The sequence below is a fragment of the Glutamicibacter sp. X7 genome (assembly GCF_054889245.1).
Window position 1 is genome coordinate 2,443,780 of record NZ_CM142678.1, and the last position, 19,327, is coordinate 2,463,106.

The window sequence follows — 19,327 nt, forward strand, 5'->3', positions numbered from 1 at the left end:
TACAGCGTGTTGCTTAGCGGGAGGCGGGGCTGGCGCCGCGGCCACCGAGCGCACGGGCGTCGTCCCCGTTTTCCTTCAGCTTCCCGCGGATTTCCTTGGGCAGCGAGAAAATGATGTCTTCTTCGGCGGTGGTTACCTCGGCGACATCCGTGAAGCCGTACTCGGCCAGCAGGTCGATCACCTCGCGCACCAGCACCTCGGGCACCGAGGCACCGGAGGTCACGCCAACGGTGGACACGCCCTCGAACCAGCTCTCGTCGACCTCATTGGCGAAGTCCACCCGGTAGGCGGCCTTCGCGCCATGATCCAAGGAGACCTCAACCAGGCGCACCGAGTTGGAGGAGTTCGCCGAACCGACGACGATGACCAGGTCGGCCTGCGGGGCGATCTGCTTGATCGCGGCCTGACGGTTGGTGGTGGCGTAGCAGATGTCGTCGCTGGGCGGGTCCTGCAGGTGCGGGAAGCGCTCACGCAGGCGGCGCACCGTCTCCATGGTTTCGTCCACGCTCAACGTGGTCTGCGAGAGCCAGATCAGCTTGTCCGGGTTCTTCACCTCAACGGTGTCGGCCTCTTCCGGGTTGTTCACCACGGTGGTGTGCTCCGGAGCCTCACCGTAGGTGCCCTCGACCTCCTCATGGCCCTCGTGGCCGATAAGCAGTATTTCATAGTCGTTCTTCGCGAAGCGCACGGCCTCACGGTGCACCTTGGTGACCAGTGGGCAGGTGGCATCGATAGTCCGCAGGCCGCGTTCCTCGGCGCTGTTGACGACGGCCGGGGAGACACCGTGCGCGGAGAACACCACCAGGGCGCCCTCCGGTACCTCGTCGGTTTCCTCCACGAAGATCGCGCCGCGCGACTCCAACTCGGAGACCACATGCAAGTTGTGCACGATCTGCTTGCGCACATATACCGGCGGGCCGTAGTGCTCCAGGGCCTTCTCCACGGCCACCACGGCCCGGTCCACGCCGGCGCAGTAACCACGCGGCGCAGCGAGCAGCACCTTGCGCTCGGTCACCTGCGGGGAAGCAGCCAAAATTTCGGCGGGGGTGCGACGCACGCGCGGAATGCGCGGGGTCGGCAACGAAACCGGGACGGATGTGGAAGTAGCCATACTTCTAGTCTACGAACCCCGTGCAAGTTAGCACATGCTCATATGGCGTATCCCACCGAGATTAGCCTTGTGAGCTTCGACGCGCATGGGCCGAAGACATTCAAGACTGTGCTCCGGGACCGATCAACAGGGCAGGGTGCTGGGCAATAGCTCGGGGGAGGTCACCACCGCCCCGGCACCGTCGCTACCGCGATAGGCACGGCACAGGCTCACCCCACGACCAGATAGGTTCGCCTTGATTTGGCGCAACGCATCGGCGGAGAACCCATACCACTGCATATGCATGAGCACCGTGTCACCGGGCTGTGCCGCCGAAGCCCGCGCCACGGTAATGGACTTGGATTTCACCTCCCAGTCCCGGGTGTCCCGCGACCACGTCCAAATGGCCATGCCCTTGCTGTCGTAACCGCACAGCACGCTGCCGTCGATGGCGCCGTACGGAGGGCGACCGAAATTGGTATGGACACCGCTACCGCCGAGCTGCGCTGCCGCCTCGCGGCAACTGAGCGGACGCAGATCCGGGTGACTAATCGAATGGTTGATCACCCATTGTCCGCGCGCCCGGGCGTAGCTGGCCAGGTTCACCGAGTACCGGGATTTGAAAGATACTAGGCAGTCCCCGGTGGGCGCGAGCACCAACCCGATACTGTGGTCGCGGGCGTAGTTCACCGTGCTCTGGAAGCTGGTCAGCGAGCTTGGGCAATCGTCGTAGGTCAGCACCACCCGTGAACTACGGTTCGGTCCGGTCGACCGCGGGGCCGAAGGTGGTTTGGGATAACTGGTCACGTAGTTGTGGCTCACCCAGCCGGTGTGCCCGGCGTAGCTCACCTTGTACCATCCATTGCTGGCGCGCTCGTAGGCTGAGACCGTCGTTCCCTTGGGGATGGTCACCAGAATGCGGTAACTGGTGGACGCACCGCTTCGCAGATTCAGGCTGTCCAGCGTGCGCACGGTGGCTGGGACGGTGTAATAGTCGCTCACCCAACCGGTGTATCCACCGTAGGAGACCTTGTACCAGCCGTTGGAGGCCCGCCCGTACACCGGGACAGCGGTACCTTTCGGGATGCTGATCAAGATGCGGTACGCGGTGGACGAACCACTACGCAGGTTCAAGTTCGCCGTGGTGCGAACCTTTGCCGGCAGGTCGATGGCCGCGGCCGGCACCGCGACCGACACGGCCGCTGGCACTACCGCAGGGCTTGCCGCCGCCACCGGTGGAACACCGGAAATGGCTAAGCCCACACTGAGCGCACCGGATCCCAGCGTCCGAATGAACGCACTTCGCCCCACGAACCGTTTCATAATTGCTACGCCCCCTGCTCAGACGCCTCCCCTCAGGCGTCATACTGCACTTAGTGTGCGCTCGGTATCCTGGCCGGGCAATGGCTAAAACCGTACGTTACCCAATCGTTGGAAATACTCGGGCAACCATGTCACCGAGCGGCAAACTACCGGCGCGGCGCGGACTAAAACGTGACCGTCCGGTGATGCTGGGGCCACAAAGTTCACGATTCGCCACCTACGCTTTCGGCGCACTGGCAAGGGCGGGCAAGCCGTAATCCAGCGAACCGTCGGCCCCATGCGATAGTCTCGCTTGTGCGCCAATGGCACGGTCCCCCGTACCGCGCCACGGCACGGCAGGAGAGGACAGATGCCACACGAAGCCCCGCAGACCGTTCCGGCGACCGCCGCAGAAACCAGCGCCGACAACCCTTGGCCGCTACGCCTGCTCTCGGAAAAGCTCAAGGTCCACATCGAAAACTCCCCCACCAGCTGGATCGAGGGCCAGTTACTCGAGGTCAATGTGCGCAACGGCCACGCCTATCTGACCCTGCGCGACGTCGACGCCGATTGTTCCTTCTCCGTCACCATCTGGTCCTCGGTCATGCGCCGCCTCGACTCCAAACCGGAGGTGGGCTCCCGAGTAGTGGCCCAGGTCAAACCCAGCTTCTACGCCAAAACCGGGCGACTCTCGCTCAACGCCTCGGATCTTCGCCCGGTGGGACTGGGCGAACTGTTGGTGCGGCTGGAACGGCTACGCCAGTCGCTCGGCGCCGAAGGACTCTTCTCCCCCGCGCATAAGAAGCCGCTGCCGGTACTACCGTCAGTGATCGGGCTGATCACCGGACGGGATTCGGACGCCGAAAAGGACGTGATTCGCAACGCGACGCTACGCTGGCCCGCGGTGCGCTTCCGGGTGGTGAACACCGCCGTGCAGGGTGTCGACGCCGTGGCCCAGGTCAGTGCCGCCCTACGGGAACTTGATGCGGACCCCGAGGTCGAGGTGATCGTCATTGCCCGCGGCGGCGGGGCGCTCGAGGACCTACTACCCTTCTCCAATGAGGATCTGGTGCGGGCCGTCTTCGCCGCCACCACCCCGGTGGTCTCGGCCATTGGACACGAGGCGGACCGGCCCATCCTCGACGACGTGGCAGACCTGCGGGCCTCGACCCCCACCGACGCGGCCAAACGCATCGTGCCAGATCTCCAGGAAGAATTCGCCCTTTTGGAGCAGGCCCGTTACCGGTTGGATCGTGCCGTGAACCTGCTCCTGGAGCGGGAACGGCAGAATATTGCGGCGCTACGGGCCCGCCCGGTGCTCGCCAACCCACAAACCATGGTGATCACCCGCGCCGAGGAGCTGCAACGCTGGCGGGAACGCTCCACCGACCTGATGCGGCACCGGGTGCAGCGGGCCACCGATCAAATCTCGCACCTACGAGCGCAAATGCGGGCGCTTTCACCGCAGCAAACCCTGGACCGCGGCTACTCGGTCACCCAACGCAGTGACGGACAGATTGTGCGCGCCAGCAGCGAAGTCACCGCGGGTGAAGAACTGGCCGTCCTGCTCGCCGCCGGACGACTATCCGTCACCGTCGAAAACATCAGCAATACACCGGAAGGCAAAAACTAATGTCGGAACGCGCAATCCCCGAAGATATCGCCAAACTCTCCTACGAACAGGCCCGCGAAGAGCTGGTCTCCGTGGTCACCCAACTAGAAACCGGCGGGGCTCCGCTGGAGGCTTCGCTGGCGCTCTGGGAGCGCGGCGAAGCACTGGCCGCGCACTGCGAGAACTGGCTCGGTGGTGTCTCCGAACGTCTCGAGCAGGCACGTAGCCGCTCCGCAGAGCAGGAGCAGTAGCCGAACTACCGGGTGGCCTCAAGCCGACGCTTTTCGGCTTCGATATCCAGGGTGGTCACCGGCCACTGCGGATCGATGTCCTTGAGCGTGTGGAGCAGGAGCTCGGCGACGCACAGCCGAGCCAGCCACTTGTGATCGGCCGGGACCACATACCAGCCACCCGCCTCGTGATCGGTGCGGGACAGCACGTCCTGATAGACCGACTGATACTCGTCCCAAAGTAGCCGGTCGACGATGTCATCGGGCGCGTACTTCCAGTGCTTATCCGGACGTTCCAGGCGCTCGGATAGCCTCTGGTATTGTTCGTCGCGGCTAATGTGCAGCATCACTTTCACCACACGCACGCCGTCGCCCGCGAGCCGTCGTTCAAAGTCAATAATCCGCGGGAAGCGCGACTCGATGACCTCATCGCTGCTGAGCTTCTGGACGCGGTGAATGAGTACGTCCTCGTAATGCGAGCGGTCAAAGACTCCGACCACGCCGTGGCCCGGCAGTTGCTTTTCCACGCGCCATAAAAAGTTGTGCGCCCGCTCTTGAGCGGTTGGAGCCTTGAAGGCATGGTGAGCCACCCCTTGCGGGTCGAAAAAGCCCACCACGTGGCGCACGATGCCACCCTTGCCCGAGGTATCCATCCCCTGCAGGATCAACAGCACCGAATCCTCGGCACCACCCTGCGCCGCGGCAAAGAGCCGCTCTTGGTACTCCCCCAGTTCGGCGCCGATTTCTTCCAGCCGAGCCGCGGCGGACTTCTTCGAATCCGGGGCGTCCTTCGGCCACCAGGTGGGCACCGAGGTGGCCCGTTCGGCAAGCCGAAGGTCCGCCCCGGCACGTAGCCGGTCAACCAACAGGTCGGATAGCTGGTTCATCTTCGGCTCCTAAATAGGTGTTTAGGCGTGGCTGCGCCAGTCCTCGAGGAAGGTTGCGATACGGCCCACGGCGTCGGCCAGTACCTTGGTGTCCGGCAGGGTCACCAAGCGGAAGTGATCGGGCGATGGCCAGTTAAAGGCGGTGCCCTGGGTGATCAGAATTTTCTGCGCCTTGAGAAGCTCGAGGGCGAACTTCTCGTCGTCGTGGATCGGGTAAACCTCGGGATCCAGCTTCGGGAACATGTAGAGCGCACCCTTGGCCTTCTGCACGCTGATCCCGGGAATGTCACTCAGGAGCCGATAGGCAACGTCGCGCTGTTCGAGTAGCCGCCCTCCGGGCAGAATCAGGTCGTTGATCGACTGGTAGCCACCCAATGCGGTCTGGATCGCATGCTGTGCGGGCACATTGGCGCACAAACGCATGTTGGTCAGCAGGTTGATGCCTTCGATGTAGTCCGCTGCCTGATGCTTCGGACCGGAGATCGCCATCCAGCCGGCGCGGAATCCACAGACCCGGTAGGCCTTGGATAGGCCGGAAAAGGTCAGGGTGAGCACGTCGTCGGACAGCGCGGCGGTGTTGATATGCACCGCATCGTCGTAGAGGATCTTCTCGTAGATCTCGTCGGAAAACACGACGAGATTGTGTACGCGGGCCACCTCGAGGATGCCCTCGATGGTTTCTTTCGGGTACACGGCACCGGTCGGGTTATTCGGGTTGATCAGGACGATGCCCTTGGTGCGGTCGGTGATCTTCGCCTTGATGTCATCGAGATCCGGCAGCCAGCCTTCTTCCTCGACGTTCACGTAGTGCACCGGGGTGCCGCCGGCCAGCGACACGGAGGCGGTCCACAGCGGGTAGTCGGGGGCAGGGATGAGCACCTCGTCGCCGTTGTTCAGCAGCGCGTTCAGGCTCAACGTGATGAGCTCGGAGACGCCATTGCCGAGGTAGACGTCGTCGACCCCGATGCTCTGGATGCCGCGCGTCTGGTAGTACTGCGACACCGCGGTGCGGGCCGAGAGAATTCCGCGCGAATCCGAGTAGCCCTGGGCGTTAGGCAGATTGCGGATCATGTCGATCAGAATCGCGTCCGGCGCCTCGAACCCGAAGGGGGCGGGGTTGCCGATGTTCAGCTTCAGAATGCGCTGTCCTTCGGACTCCATGCGCTGGGCGTGTTCAAGCAGTGGCCCGCGAATATCGTAGAGGACGTTATGGAGCTTCGAGGACTGCGAGATATCTGCCATGGGAATACTTTCTCACGCTGGGCCCCGATCCAGCACATTTTTGACCGTGGCTTGGCTTACTTTCTAGTTGACCAGCTGTTCCCAGTGCGCGGCAATATCTTCACTGGTCAGGCCCCCAGGCTCATAGACCATGCGGTTAACGGCGGTTAACGCGTCCTGACTGACCGAGGAGCTGATGTCGTTAATGGAACGCAGCACCTGCTCGGAGACCTCGCCGGACACGACGGGCAGAATCGGTGCGCGGTCGAAGAACTCTTCACTGCCCGAAAGCACGTTGAACCCTTCATCGACGATGGCCGCGTCGTCCCCGTCGAGTACCGCCAACTGTCCGTTGGCCGAGCGCAGACTGTCCATGGCGGCAGCCGCCGCAACACCCTTAATAGCCTTCGGGGTGCATTTGGCCTCCTTGGCCCAAGCTTCGAGAGCCTCGCGCTGCTCGCTCGGGGTCAGGAACACCAGATCCTTGCAGGTCGAAGCCAGATCATCGAGAGAACCGAAGGAGTACTGGGCCATGGTGGCCTTGCTGGCCACCAGCACCGGCCCGGCATCCCCCGCCGTCGGATCAGCCGCGCGACGCCCCTGAGTTTCCAACGCCTGCGCCAGATCCGCGAGTTCACCGGTGCTCAGCACACCGTCCTCGCCGGTCACCGATTTGGGGTCCGGCACCAGTTGAAGTGCCGTTTCGGCGGTACCTACCACCACGTCGGCGTCGCCCGCCTCCAAGAGCTCGTAGGGCTTGGAGGACTCGGCCACCAGCTTGGCCTTGAATCCGCGCGCTTCGAGCTGATCGGCATATACCCGAGCCATGGCGCGTAGCACCGGGTCGTCGGCCGAGGTAATGCGTACGACGCTCTCCTCGCTCTGCGTCGGAGGGGCCGGCTGGGTGCAGCCTGCCAGGGTGAGCGGAAGGGCCACTAGGCCAAGGACGGTCAAACGAGTGCGGCGCAGATTCATGGTCACACCAGCTTATCCAGCGGCGCACCGTGCCGCGGGCTACGCCGCGCCATCATAGAGCGCCAACGCCCTGTCCACGCGCTCCACCCGAGGCAGCTGGGCGATCTCCTCCCGGGTGAACCAGGCCGCCCGACTGGTACTGCCCTGCTGTTCATGGGCCAGTTCCCCGCCGACCACGCGGCCGGTGTAGACGATGGCCACGGTCTGCATGGCGTGATCCACCTCGGCGTAGCGGTGCCGACCGGCGATCACTCCGGTCTGCGCGTCGAGCAGACGCAAAGAATCAACGAGGTACCCGGTCTCCTCCTGCACTTCGCGGCGCACCCCAGCACGCAAATCCTCACCCAGGTCGATACCGCCGCCGGGCAGCGTCCAACGCGGCTGGAAGTTCGGGTCGCGGTGGCGCATATCCCACAGCGCCAGCAAGAACTTACCGTCCCGTTCGACCAGACAGTAGGCGCCGAGCCTGGTATCGAAGGGTTCGCCGGTGGATTCGGAGATTCGCGTCATGTGCACCAATATAGTGGGCCGCGCCACGCGCCCCACCGCTCACCGGCCGCGTGTATGGTCAAATATTGTTATGGTCACACCCTCAGAACTCGCTCAAGCGGCCGATTTGGACGACATCGATCGAATCATCATCGACGAACTGGTCGCCAATGCCCGTATTTCGAATGCCATGCTGGCCCAACGCGCCGGCATCGCCCCCTCGACCGCACTGCTGCGCACCCGGGCTCTGGTCGAACGCGGAATCATCACCGGGTATCACGCGCAATTGGCGCTGGGGGCCGTGGGACGCACCGTGCAGGCGCTGATCTCGATCAAGTTGCGCGCCCATGACCGCGTCGAAATCGACCGCTTCCGTTCACGCATCCCGCAGCTGCCCGAGGTGCTCTCGATGTTCCACGTCTCCGGAGCCACCGACTACCTGCTCCACATTGCGGTGGGTTCCACCGAAGCGCTGCGCGACTGGGTGCTCGACAACCTGGCCACCGATGAATCCGTCGGACATACCGAGACCACGCTGGTCTTCGATCATGAGCAAGGCAATCACGGGCCGCTGCCACTGCCTTAACCGCTCCGCGCCGAGACCCCAATAGCCTGGGTGCCCTGCTAATAGGGCGCGGCTAACAACAAAGGGAAGCTTCCAGTCGGAAGCTTCCCTTTGTTGTTCTCTAAACTCTGGCGGGTTAGGCGCGGCGGCGCTGCATCACGGCGTCCAGGTTGATCCGTGCCGGGCCCGGGGTGCTGCCCGGAGTTGGCTCGTTCGGTGACTGCGGGGTGTTGGTACCGGTCGGGGTTGCTGCCGGTGCGGCGGGTGCGGACGATGCGGCTGGGGCAGGCTGCGCGCTGGCGCTGGCCTGCTTCTGCTCACGCACGGCGCTGACGTCGGCCAGGGCGGCACGCTGGTCGGCGGTGACCTCAGCGGCCAAACGCTTGGCGCGCTCCTCGGCCTTCAGGCTGATCTGGCGGCTGGGGCGCAGTGGCTCGGCCACCGGCAGCGGCTCGGGACGCACCTGGGCGATGATCTGCTGCTGGATGGAATCGCGGGCCTGCACGTAGACCGGCTTGGGGATCTCGGTCGGCTCCCAGGTCGCCGGCTGGCGAACGCCGCCGCGGCCATGGGCCACTCGCAGGGCCTCGGCGCGCAGTTCCTCGGCGGTGAAGGCCGGGGCCCGCAGATTCGATCCGGGGCGGGCGTCGAAGACCTGATCCTTGCTTTCGGATTTGGCTGGCGCGGCCGGACGCTGTGGTTCGGCCTGCGGCTCGGTGGCCAAGGCCTGGGCACGGACCTGCTCCATGCGCTGCAGCAGCTTGCGGTTCCGATCCCGCACGGCCAGCACGCGCAGTCCGGCGAAGCAGAGCACGCCGGTGACCGTCAGTGCGAAGAACCAGCCCACGCTCAGCGCCGTGAACGGCGCGAGGATGCCGGTGACCACGCCCGAGAGCAGAGCAAGCAACCCAAGCACGGCTAGGCTCAACCGGCCATATCGCACTTTCAACTTAAGCTGACCGGTCGCGCCGGCCGGCTGCGATGTGTTGTGCGAGGTGTCCGCCATGAGGTCCTCCATCACCGGGTTGCGGGTCCTACGTTAAGCGTGAAGTTTTGATACTCCACGGCATAACACTATGCAACAGGCAACCAGCAATGGTGCAGATCGCGGGCGTGTCTGGCAGATTGCGTTGATTCTTGCCCGATGACCTGCCCGAATTACCACCCAGCTAGGATATATGTTCGAGTAGCTGGCCGCGATGCTCGTCGGCGGTTAGCGCGAATGTTCTATGATCCCGCCAGCGGCCATTGATGTGCAGGAAGTCCTTGCGTACGCCCTCGTCGCGGAAGCCCAGCTTGGCCGCCACCCGCAGGCTCGCGGTGTTCTCCGGACGCACATTAATCTCCAACCGGTGCAGCCGCAGCGTGGTGAAACAGTGTTCGACGATCAACGCGCAGGCCTCGGGCATCAGCCCAAAACCCGCATGGGAGCTATCGATCCAGTAGCCGATGGAGGCGTTGCGGGCCGCCCCATACTGCACCCCGGAGACACTGACCTGACCGATCAACGGCGGTCGACGCTCGTTGAGCGCCGGAAGGGTCAGCACCCAGGAATAACCGCTGCCTTCCATGGCGCCCTGTCGCTGCCGCCGTAACATTTGGCGGTAACTTAACGTCTCACGCAGCCCCAACGGGTTGGTCGGATCCCAGGGTTTCAGCCACGCCGCGTTGGCCTGCCGCAGATCGAACCAGGCGTCCCGATCCCGCGCCGTCAAGGCACGTAGCCGAAGGCGCTTGGAACGTAGCTCCGGCACCGCCATACGCCCCGACTGAATACTCACCATATTCACCATCCTAGTCACGCGCGACCGGTGGACTAACTCGTCGTACAGTAGTGCCATGCTCAACGCGCTTCCCAGTAAAACCGACGCCCGCCGCATGGTGCGCGCCGCACGGCGCGCCATGGATGAACCCAACCGACGCCAGCACGCCGAGAAGCTACGCGATCAGGTGCTGCGGCTCTTGGCGGACTACCGGCCCGAGGCCCGGGTGGCCGCCTACCTCTCCTCCGGCGACGAACCGAATACCGCCCCGCTGCTCGAGGCTCTGCACGCCGCGGGACGCCAACCGCTGGTGCCGGTCTGCGGCCCCGACTACTCCCTGTCCTGGACCGACTGGTACCCGGGGGTGCCGCTGGAGCGCAGTACCTTGGCCCCGGTGGACGAGCCAGTGGGGCCACGGCACCAGCTCGAGGTTTTCGCCGACGTCGACCTGCTGATCATCCCGGCCCTGGGCATCGATCACGCCGGATTCCGGCTGGGTCAGGGCGGCGGCTACTACGACCGTTTCCTGCCCTCGCTGGCCGGTCGCACCACGCGGCAGCATCGCACCCAGGTGGCGGCGCTCATCTACGATGCCGAGCTGCTGACGGTGGCCTCATTCCCGGTCGACGCCCACGACATGCCCGTGGATATGGCCATCACCCCCGGTGGGGTGCAAGACTTCCGGCCGTAACCGGTAGGTCACCCCGGTCCGTTCCATCCACAGTTCGTGCCGGGGAGTCGCCGGGCACCGGGCCCGGCATCTGCAATGGGCCCATGAAGTTCTTCCGCGCGCGTTCCGCCCCGACGATCCCCCGCCCGCGCATCCGCCCGGCGACCAGTCGGCAGGCGGTGTTGCGCCGCTACCGGCGCCCGGCAGCGGTGGCCTTGGCCTTGCTGGCCGGTGCCCTGATGCTGCAATCGGTTGCCAAGGCGGGTTACAGCACGGTCGAGGTGCCGGTGGCGGCGGCCGATCTACCGGCCGGACACGTCTTGCAAAGCGGCGACCTGCGCTGGGTTGCCCAGCCTGCTGCCGAGGGGCAACCGGCACCACCATCCCACGACGCACTGGTCGGTGAGCAGCTGGCCATCGCGGTACCCGCCGGCCTGCCGGTGCGTGAGCATCTGTTGGTGGGCCCGCAACTGCTCACCGGAACCAGCCCGGGGACCGTGGCGGTACCGCTGCGGCTGAGCGACCCGGCGACCGTCTCGCTGCTCAGCCCGGGCCAGAAAGTCAATGTGGTACTCACCAGCGGCGACGGCTACGAACGAGAGATCCAAAGTCGCACCTTGGCCCAGGGGCTGACCGTGCTTTGGGTGCCGGCCGCTGCCGGAGACGATGGCTTTGGACTCATGCCGGCCACCAGTGGCGGGAATGACACGATGATCGTGGTGGCCGCCACCGCCGGTGCGGCCGAGAAACTCTCCGCCGCGTCAAGCCGCGGCAAGGTGGCGGCGGTGATCGTCAATTAGTTTCGCCGCGCGAACACAACGCGGGTTAGCCCCAGTGCGGGGGTTTTTCTCTGCGCAGCGACTCAGCTAGATCCTCGGTGGCTTCGCCCCAGCCGCGCGGATCTTCATCCTTCGCCCGCAGCTGCCCCAGTGGGTCCGCTGGCGCCGGTTCGGCGGAGAGCTGCCCGCGACGCGCCTGCGCCTTTTGGACGGCCTCGGTTGCCTCGATCGGGGTGAAGGCCCCGGTCAATTCGGCGGCCTGCTGCAAATGGGTGGGAGCGGCAACAACCCGCGCGCGCTTGCGGCGCGCGGGTTGTGCTGCCGACACCGGTGGTTCACCGGACGGGGTGGAACCAGAGGCGTCGGAGCCGTTCACCGCTTGCTGCCGGTATTGGTTTCGGCCACGGCGGGTACCGGCTTCGGAGTGCCGTCGGCGGCCTTGCTGCCCTTGTCTTCGGCCTTGGTCGCCTCTGCGGCCTTGTCGTCGGACTTTGCCTCGGTGGACTTGCCCGAATCCTCGGTAGTTGCTGCCGCGGCCTTCTCCTTCTCCGCGCTGTCCTGCTGCGTGACTGCGGCGGCCGGCACCGGTGGTGCGGTCTTGACCTGTGGGCGGGCCACCGGCTCTTCGGCGGCTGGCTTACGCTCGGGCTCCAGCGACAGGTACCCGGCCAGTCGATCGGTCACCGACTCCGGGTCGCTGAACACGTCGATGGTCCACAGCGGCACATAGCGCCATCCGTGGCTTTCGAAGAAGTCCGGACGCAGTCGGCTGCGTTCGCGCACGGTCAGCCCGGTGTAGTGCTCGGTGCCGTCGTACACCACCGCCAACGGGCGGGTGGCGGCCGCGTCGACCGGGTCAAAGGCGCGAGCCGAGAGGTCGAGCACCGAACGGAAGTCCTCGGCCACAATGGCGCCGCGTTCACGCAGACGACGGGCCAGATCGGAGACCAGTGCGTCGAAACGTGGCTCGTTGGCGTAATCCGAGGGCTCCTCCCCCGAGTACACGCGGCCGAAGAGTTCAAAGAACTGACGGGCGCCGCGGTACACGCGGTTCAGCTCCACATCCTCGGGTAGCAACCCGGAGACCAGTGCCATGCGGCGGCGGGCACGGGTGACGGCCGCGACGAAGAGCTTCTCTCCGCCGGGACGAGACAGCGCGCCAAATTCGTGCAAGGTTTTACCGTGCGGGGTGCGGCCAAAGCCCCAGGCCAGGATGACCGCGTCGCGGCGCACCCCGATGAGCCGGTCCATGGTGGTGACCACGAAGGGTTCGCGGGCGGAGCGCAGGTGCTCCATGGCGTACTTGTGGTTCGGTAGCTGTACCCGGATGGCCTCGGCAATGGCCGCGGCGTGCTGCCGGTTGGAGGCCACCACGGCCAGCGACTCGCTACCGCGGTTGGCGAAGTGTTCGAAGACCAGATCCACCACGCGGCGCACCTCGGCGGCGGTGGTTTGCACCCCGTCCTCGCTGTTCGAGAGCGTGCCGGTCGCGTCGGGCACATAGTGGGCGCTCAGGCGACGCTCCCCGCCGACCGCCGGGGCCACCGGGAGCCGGGAAATCGCCGAGTCGTAGTAGGTCTGCGACAGCTGCTCGACCAGCGATTCGTCCACCCCACGGTAGACGGTGCCCAGCGTGCCGGTCACCAGCACCTGGTTCAGCGCCGACAGCGCCGAGGGGGCCTGCTTCCGGGCGCGCAGCGAGGCCGTCGGATCCACCGAGACCTCGAAGGGGCGCGGGTCGCCAAGCATTTCGTCGCCCACCGCGATCACCTGCGAGGCCCGGCGCAGCGCGTCGAGCACCTCACGCAGCGAGAGGTAGTTCGCCTCGAGCAGGATCACCGCGTCGAATTTGGTGTCGCGCGGCAGGGCCGTGCCGAGTAGCAGCGGCGCCGAAACAAAGACGGGGCTCAGCGAATTGACCAGCGCCGAACCGTAATCCAGCAGACCGGCCAGGGTCGGGGTGCCTGACTTGAGCATTTCGCGCAGCGTCTTCGAGGCGGCCCGGTGGTCGGCCAGGGCGGCCTTCCAGTTCTTCGCCAGGGCCCAGCGGATGCGTTCGGCGCCGGCGGCCACATGGGCGCCGTCGGCCAGCCGGTACTCGGCCTCGAGGCTTTCGAGCTTGGCCCCGTCGTTCATGGCCATGAAGTCATCGCCGCTGATCATTGCCTCGAGCGCGGACTGCCACCAGGCCAGTTCCAGCTCGCCGTCCACGGCGTCGACGTCGATCTCCCGCTCGGCGAAGTCGCTGAGCAGATCCCCTAGGCCGGCCTCGCTGAGCTGTTCGGCGATGAGGGTGCGTTCGGGTAGCTCGGTGAGATCGTCCTTGTGATCCACCAGGGAGGCAATGAGATCCAGCAGCTCGCTCACCGGCATTTCGCGCAGACGCTTGCCCACGCTGGCCGGGAGCATTTCGGCCAGTTTATCGATGCGGGCCCCGGCGTCGTGATAGCCGGCCTCCACGTCGAGCAGGCCCGAGGGGACGGCCGGGTTGCGCTGGCTCGTGGCGTAGCGGCGCCAGGCCTCGCGCTGTTCGGACACCGCCTGCAGGGCAGCCTGCAGATCCGGCACGTGCATACCCGGGCGCACGTACTCCTTGGCGATCTTGCGCAGCCGGGAGCGGACGATGGAACCCATCTCCACACCGTGTTCGCGACGCCACTGGCCCGAGGCGGTGGCGGCGATCAGATCATCGATGTCGCCCTCGAAAATATCCGGCTCGAACTTATCCAACGAGCCGCGCACGGCCACCAGCAGCTGCAGCTGGTCGCCCCACTTGTCGTAGCTCTCCTCCAAGCGGATCTGCGACTGCTCGGCGATCTTGCGCATGTGCTTATCCAGGATCGGCAGGTCGCGGCCCAGTCCACTGGCCAGCTTCAGCGCCTGCTCGGTCTGCTCCTGATTGCGCAACGGCGCGCCATACCAGGGGCTGGTGGTGTGGGCTTGCGAGAAAGCACCGAGCTGGGCGGCGCGCTTGAGCTGCGCGGCCACATGCCCGCGCTGCCCCATCGAATCCAGCACCGACCGCTTCAGGCGCACCGTGGTGGCTGGGGCCGGTTCCAGCGCCGACAGGCGGGCGAGTTCCTGCATTGCCTGGTACGGCGAGCAACCCCAGCGGCTACGCACCGAATGCAGCGAGGCCACGTGCTCCTTCAGGGCATGACGGGTCTCGGTCAGCTTCTTGAACAGCCCGGTCAGCTGCGGCTCGGTGGCGCGCTCATTACGCAGGATCGCACGGATCAGGTGCCCGCGGATGGCCTCGGGATCCTCGTTCGGTTCAAGCAGCAGGCTGCCGGCGTCGAGCTTCTCGTTGAAGCGGGTGACGAACTCTTCGGCGGCCGAACGCTGCTCGGCGATCACCAGTACGCGCTTGCCCTGCGCGGCGAGCAGAGCCGCAGCATTCAGTGCGGTCTGGGTGGCACCGGTGCCCGGGGCGGCGTTGATGCTCACCGATTCGCCATTGGAGATCGCGTGCAGCAGGCGGCCCTGTGATTCGTCGGCGTCGAACAGGTACAGTTCCTCCGCCGGGTCGCGCTCATCCGAGGACTTGCTCAGGGCGCTGGTGCCGGTGTGGACCTTACGGGTGGTGGAGGCGCCCGCGGCGGCACCGGGGCGCTTGGCGCGCGAGGAATCCTTCAGTAGCTCGGCGAAGCGGCGCAACCGGGAGCCCGAGGCGTCGGCCTCGGACTCGCCGCTCTGCTCGGTGGCAGCCGCCGGCTCCTCATCATTGGCGGCCCGGATCAGCGCCTCGATCACCGGGTGTCCCTCGCCCAGAAGCGCCGGGTCGGCCGGGTCGATCAGGTCGGCAAAGGTCGAAATCAGCAGGCGGTGGCCGATGACCACGCCGGGAACCTCGGCCAGCTGGTGACGCAGCGCGTCCATGCCACGCACCGGGTCGAAACGGGCGATCGAATAGGCGGCGGCGTCCACGGCCTGCACGTCGATCTTCTCGTGGTGATCGACCTCGAACTGGCGCACGAAGGCCGGGGACATTTCGGCGCGACCGACCAGCTGCAGATCGTAGTCGTCGTTATCCACGTGCTTGGTCAGCGTGATGCGCCCCAACATGATGGGGGCCGAGACCGGCTCGCTGCGCCCCTCATGGGTGGCACGCCAGTTCGCGACACCGGCGGCCAGATAGCCCACGTCAATGCCGCGCTCATCCCAGAGTTCGCCGATCTTGGCGCTCAGCGCGCGGGCGGTGCGCTTGGCCTGCGCGAACTGCTCGGCATCATGAAGCAAGGTGGAAAGCCGGGTGCGTCGCCCGGCCAGAAACTGTGCCAAACCACTGGGGTTGGCATGGGTGATGTCAATGCTGTTGGAGGTGGAGGGGGCGAAGCGCAAGGCCGTATCCACACCGGCACCCTGGCCCAGAGTTCGCACCCATGCCGCTACGCGTTCGGCGGCCTCCGGCTGGCCACTAGTCGCCACAGTTCGTCCCTTCGTCCTTCATCCACTGCAGTGCGCGAAGTATCGATGCACTTCGCCTGCTACCAACCTAGTGCACCGTGGCCGCGCAACGGCTCTACGAAACACGTTTAAGCGGGCGAAGGGCGCCGGACACATGGCTTATTGTGCCGTGTCGACGCCCTTCGCGCGCTACGCTGCCAGGCAGCGTTTGGAGCTTACTCCCACTCGATGGTTCCCGGCGGCTTGCTGGTCACGTCGAGCACCACGCGGTTGATCTGGTCAACCTCGTTGGTGATGCGGTTCGAAATCTTCGAGAGCAGGTCGTAGGGCAGGTGCGACCAGTCCGCGGTCATGGCGTCCTCGGAGCTGACCGGGCGCAGCACGACCGGGTGGCCGTAGGTGCGGCCGTCGCCCTGCACACCCACCGAACGCACGTCGGCGAGCAGCACAACCGGCATCTGCCAGACCTCGTTATCCAGCCCGGAGGCGGTCAGCTCGGCGCGAGCAATCGCGTCGGCCTTGCGCAGCACCTCGAGGCGCTCCTCGGTGACCTCGCCGATGATGCGGATACCCAGGCCGGGGCCCGGGAAGGGCTGCCGACCCACGATTTCCTCGGGCAGGCCCAGTTCGCGGCCCACTGCACGCACCTCGTCCTTGAACAGGGTGCGCAGCGGCTCGACGAGCTCGAACTGCAGGTCCTCGGGCAGGCCGCCGACGTTGTGGTGGCTCTTGATGTTTGCGGTGCCTTCGCCGCCGCCGGACTCGACGATGTCCGGGTACAGGGTGCCCTGAACCAGGAATCGTACGGGCTCGCCCTTATCGGCTTCCTGCTCGATAATGGCTGCTTCGGCGGCTTCGAAGGCGCGAATGAATTCGCGGCCGATGATCTTACGCTTGGTCTCCGGGTCGCTCACCCCGGCCAGGGCCGAGAGGAAACGCTCGCGCTCGTCGGCCACGTACAGCTTGGCGCCGGTGGCGGCAACGAAGTCCTTCTCCACCTGCTCCACTTCGCCCTCACGCAGCAGGCCGTGGTTCACGAACACACAGGTGAGGTTGTCGCCGATGGCACGCTGCACGAGGGCTGCGGCCACTGCGGAGTCCACGCCACCGGACAGGCCGCAGATGGCCTTGCCGTCGCCCACCTGGGCGCGAATGCGTTCGATCTGCTCGTCGGCGATGTTATCGGCGGTCCAGTCGCCGCTGAGTCCGGCACCGTTGTAGAGGAAGTTCTCCAACACATCCTGGCCGAATTCGCAGTGCTTGACCTCCGGGTGCCACTGCACGCCGTAGAGGCGCTTGGCCTCGTTGGCGAAGGCTGCCACCGGGGCGCCCTCGGTGGTGGCCAGCACGTCGAAGCCCTCCGGTGCGGCGGAGACCGAGTCACCGTGGCTCATCCACACGGTCGGGGCCGAGGCGGCACCGGTGAGGATCGAGCGAGCTTCTCCCGCGAAGGAGGTTTCGGTGCGGCCGTATTCGCGCAGGCCGGTCTGGGCCACGGTACCGCCCAGGGCGTTAGCCATGGCCTGGAAACCGTAGCAGATGCCCAGCACGGGCACGCCTGCTTCGAACAGGTCGGCCTCGACACGCGGGGCACCGTCGGCGTAGACGCTGGAAGGACCGCCGGAAAGAATGATGGCGGCAGGATTCTTGGCCAGGATTTCTGCGGTCGTCATGGTGTGCGGAACGATCTCCGAATACACCCGGGCCTCGCGTACGCGGCGAGCAATCAACTGCGCGTACTGGGCCCCATAATCAACGACCAGAACCGGCTTGTGTTCTGGGGTGGGAGCAGCTGTAGTCACCCAACCAGTCTACCGGCTGGCCACAGGGGGAAAAACTGCAATCCGCTGTCAGGAGCGTCACGGCCACCGGCCGCGGCCCGGAAGACAAAACCGCGCGCCTTATCCCGAGCAATACTCGGGGTAAGACGCGCGGTGTTGGGCTGTCGCTCTGCGGCGGGGCCGCAGGAATCAGAGCCTAGTAACGTTTGGCGGCTTTCGGGTTGGCGGCGACGTCGCGCTCCACCTCGGCATGCACCTTGCTCTCGGTGTAGAAGGAGAGGAACGGCACCACGCCGCCTAGGGCGATGGTGATGAAGCGGCTGAAGGGCCAGCGCATGAGCGACCAGAGACGGAAGTCGGCGAAGAGGTAGACCACGTACATCCAACCGTGCACGATGAGAATCGCCAGCGACACGTTGAACCCGTCGGTGATCTCTGCCCGGTTCAGCAGGGCAATGCTGTTGGAGGTGCCGTCGAGCAGCGTGCCGCCGACGAACAGCTCGAGCTTCCAGAAGTACTTGACGACCATCTCGAGCACGAGCAGGAGCAGCATCACACCGGTGGTGTAGGCCAAAACCTTGTAGAAGCCGGCCGCGGCGCGGATCTGCGCGGGGGTGCCACCGAATTTGCGGGGCGCGGTACCTGGGGTGCTACTCATCGTCCTTATCCTTCTGTGAGGTTGAAAGTTCATCGGTGCCCTGTGAGGCGCCGTCCTTGAAGTTCTGAGCCGCCTTTTCGGCAACGGCGTCCATTTCGCGCTGATAATCATCGCGTACGAGGCGGTACCAGAGGAAGATCGCGAAACCGGCGAAGACCACCCATTCGATCCCGTAGAACACGTTCAGCCAGTTGATCTGGGCTTCCTGCGGCTGTGGCCCGACGTAGATCGGGTCGAGGCCAGCCCGTGTCACCGGCTTGCCGTCGGCCGAAAGTTCGTGAGCGGAGATAAAACCGGAATAAAGTGGCAAATCCCAGCGATTGGCCAGCTGTGCCGAGGAGAGTGACTTCAGGCTTGGCTCGCGCAGGTCGTGCTTGAGCTGCGGTCCTTCGGGAGGAAGCAGACGGCCGGTGATATCGATGGTGCCACTGGGTGCCGGCAGCGGCTCGGCTCCGCTGGGCTGCCAACCGCGCACGACGGCAATGGCTTCGTCATCCGGTGCCCCGTCGACCGCGAAGGCGCTCACGGTCCACTGACCAAGTTTCTCGTCGTCGATCCGGTTCGTGATCGCGACCTCGGTTCCAGGCACGAAATGGCCGCTCAAGGTGACGATTTGGTCGGCCTTGTCGCCAAACAACGGGACGCCAGGCTCGTAGAACTCGGTCAGCGCCACGGGCTTTTCGGTGGTCTCTGCCTTGTGCACCGGCTCCGATGAGGAGGAACCGAACTGCCATCCGGAGAGCGCGACGAACACGGTGGAGAGCAACAAGGCTCCGAGCAGCGCGGCGATCCATTTGGGTTTGAAGGCAGTTTTCAGCACAGCTTAACCGTACTTCTATTCGGCGTAGAAGATGAAATGCCTCGGGCGTGATCTAAGCGGCACCGGGAGCACAACGTG

The 19,327-nt window shown here is 65.4% G+C and carries 18 protein-coding genes; 5 read left to right on the top strand and 13 right to left on the bottom strand.

From position 1 onward, the window contains the following. Positions 1-13: 13 nt before the first annotated feature. On the bottom strand, positions 14-1,111 hold the full coding sequence (locus ACYU0X_RS11645) for a 4-hydroxy-3-methylbut-2-enyl diphosphate reductase (RefSeq protein WP_461900831.1): 1,098 nt from the start codon (positions 1,109-1,111) through the stop codon (positions 14-16). Positions 1,112-1,234: 123 nt separating this feature from the next. Continuing rightward, positions 1,235-2,413 carry an SH3 domain-containing protein gene (locus tag ACYU0X_RS11650; protein WP_461900833.1) on the bottom strand — a complete coding sequence of 393 codons (1,179 nt, stop codon included), beginning with the start codon at positions 2,411-2,413 and terminating at the stop codon, positions 1,235-1,237. A gap of 349 nt (positions 2,414-2,762) precedes the next feature. On the opposite strand from ACYU0X_RS11650, the gene xseA reads away from it, so the two are divergent. Next, entirely contained in the window at positions 2,763-4,025 is a 1,263-nt protein-coding gene (xseA, locus tag ACYU0X_RS11655; protein ID WP_461900835.1) for an exodeoxyribonuclease VII large subunit, read from the top strand. Beyond that, complete coding sequence (locus ACYU0X_RS11660; RefSeq protein ID WP_461900836.1) at positions 4,025-4,255, top strand: exodeoxyribonuclease VII small subunit; 231 nt, start codon at positions 4,025-4,027, stop codon at positions 4,253-4,255. The genes xseA and ACYU0X_RS11660 overlap by 1 nt, the downstream gene beginning before the upstream one ends. Before the next feature lie 5 nt (positions 4,256-4,260). Here ACYU0X_RS11660 and ACYU0X_RS11665 read toward each other — a convergent pair whose 3' ends face one another. The 4 genes from ACYU0X_RS11665 to ACYU0X_RS11680 form a co-directional block, all read right to left on the bottom strand. After that, positions 4,261-5,121, bottom strand: coding sequence for a PPK2 family polyphosphate kinase (locus tag ACYU0X_RS11665; RefSeq protein ID WP_461900837.1), 861 nt, complete (start codon positions 5,119-5,121; stop codon positions 4,261-4,263). Positions 5,122-5,142: 21 nt separating this feature from the next. Further along, the gene (locus ACYU0X_RS11670; protein ID WP_309406331.1) at positions 5,143-6,363 is read right to left on the bottom strand and encodes a pyridoxal phosphate-dependent aminotransferase; all 1,221 of its coding nucleotides are present in this window, start codon (positions 6,361-6,363) and stop codon (positions 5,143-5,145) included. Between the two features lie 63 nt (positions 6,364-6,426). Next, a complete protein-coding gene (locus ACYU0X_RS11675; RefSeq protein WP_461900839.1) occupies positions 6,427-7,317 on the bottom strand; it encodes a glycine betaine ABC transporter substrate-binding protein in 891 nt (296 codons plus the stop codon). A 39-nt stretch (positions 7,318-7,356) separates the two neighbouring features. Next, the gene (locus tag ACYU0X_RS11680; protein WP_461900841.1) at positions 7,357-7,827 is read right to left on the bottom strand and encodes an NUDIX hydrolase; all 471 of its coding nucleotides are present in this window, start codon (positions 7,825-7,827) and stop codon (positions 7,357-7,359) included. 70 nt (positions 7,828-7,897) lie between these two features. Between ACYU0X_RS11680 and ACYU0X_RS11685 the strand changes: the two genes are divergently transcribed. Next, positions 7,898-8,392, top strand: coding sequence for an Lrp/AsnC family transcriptional regulator (locus tag ACYU0X_RS11685; RefSeq protein ID WP_309406327.1), 495 nt, complete (start codon positions 7,898-7,900; stop codon positions 8,390-8,392). A gap of 115 nt (positions 8,393-8,507) precedes the next feature. Here ACYU0X_RS11685 and ACYU0X_RS11690 read toward each other — a convergent pair whose 3' ends face one another. After that, positions 8,508-9,377, bottom strand: coding sequence for a hypothetical protein (locus ACYU0X_RS11690; protein WP_461900843.1), 870 nt, complete (start codon positions 9,375-9,377; stop codon positions 8,508-8,510). Positions 9,378-9,540: 163 nt separating this feature from the next. Next, on the bottom strand, positions 9,541-10,155 hold the full coding sequence (locus tag ACYU0X_RS11695) for a GNAT family N-acetyltransferase (RefSeq protein WP_461900844.1): 615 nt from the start codon (positions 10,153-10,155) through the stop codon (positions 9,541-9,543). A gap of 55 nt (positions 10,156-10,210) precedes the next feature. Here ACYU0X_RS11695 and ACYU0X_RS11700 point away from each other — a divergent pair, with 55 nt between their 5' ends. Further along, complete coding sequence (locus ACYU0X_RS11700) at positions 10,211-10,825, top strand: 5-formyltetrahydrofolate cyclo-ligase (protein ID WP_461900845.1); 615 nt, start codon at positions 10,211-10,213, stop codon at positions 10,823-10,825. 83 nt (positions 10,826-10,908) lie between these two features. Next, entirely contained in the window at positions 10,909-11,604 is a 696-nt protein-coding gene (locus tag ACYU0X_RS11705) for an RcpC/CpaB family pilus assembly protein (RefSeq protein ID WP_461900847.1), read from the top strand. 25 nt (positions 11,605-11,629) lie between these two features. Here the strand turns inward: ACYU0X_RS11705 and ACYU0X_RS11710 are convergent, their stop codons facing one another. The 5 genes from ACYU0X_RS11710 to ACYU0X_RS11730 form a co-directional block, all read right to left on the bottom strand. After that, on the bottom strand, positions 11,630-11,959 hold the full coding sequence (locus ACYU0X_RS11710; protein WP_461900849.1) for a hypothetical protein: 330 nt from the start codon (positions 11,957-11,959) through the stop codon (positions 11,630-11,632). Then, positions 11,956-16,011 (bottom strand): DNA helicase, encoded by a 4,056-nt coding sequence (locus ACYU0X_RS11715; RefSeq protein ID WP_461900851.1) that lies wholly within the window; start codon positions 16,009-16,011, stop codon positions 11,956-11,958. Before ACYU0X_RS11715 ends, ACYU0X_RS11710 begins: the two co-directional genes overlap by 4 nt. A gap of 194 nt (positions 16,012-16,205) precedes the next feature. Continuing rightward, positions 16,206-17,792, bottom strand: coding sequence for a glutamine-hydrolyzing GMP synthase (gene guaA, locus ACYU0X_RS11720; protein ID WP_461900853.1), 1,587 nt, complete (start codon positions 17,790-17,792; stop codon positions 16,206-16,208). Positions 17,793-17,967: 175 nt separating this feature from the next. Beyond that, positions 17,968-18,429, bottom strand: coding sequence for a DUF3817 domain-containing protein (locus ACYU0X_RS11725; RefSeq protein WP_461900855.1), 462 nt, complete (start codon positions 18,427-18,429; stop codon positions 17,968-17,970). Further along, the gene (locus ACYU0X_RS11730) at positions 18,422-19,249 is read right to left on the bottom strand and encodes an SURF1 family protein (RefSeq protein WP_461900857.1); all 828 of its coding nucleotides are present in this window, start codon (positions 19,247-19,249) and stop codon (positions 18,422-18,424) included. Before ACYU0X_RS11730 ends, ACYU0X_RS11725 begins: the two co-directional genes overlap by 8 nt. Between the last annotated feature and the right edge of the window lie 78 nt (positions 19,250-19,327).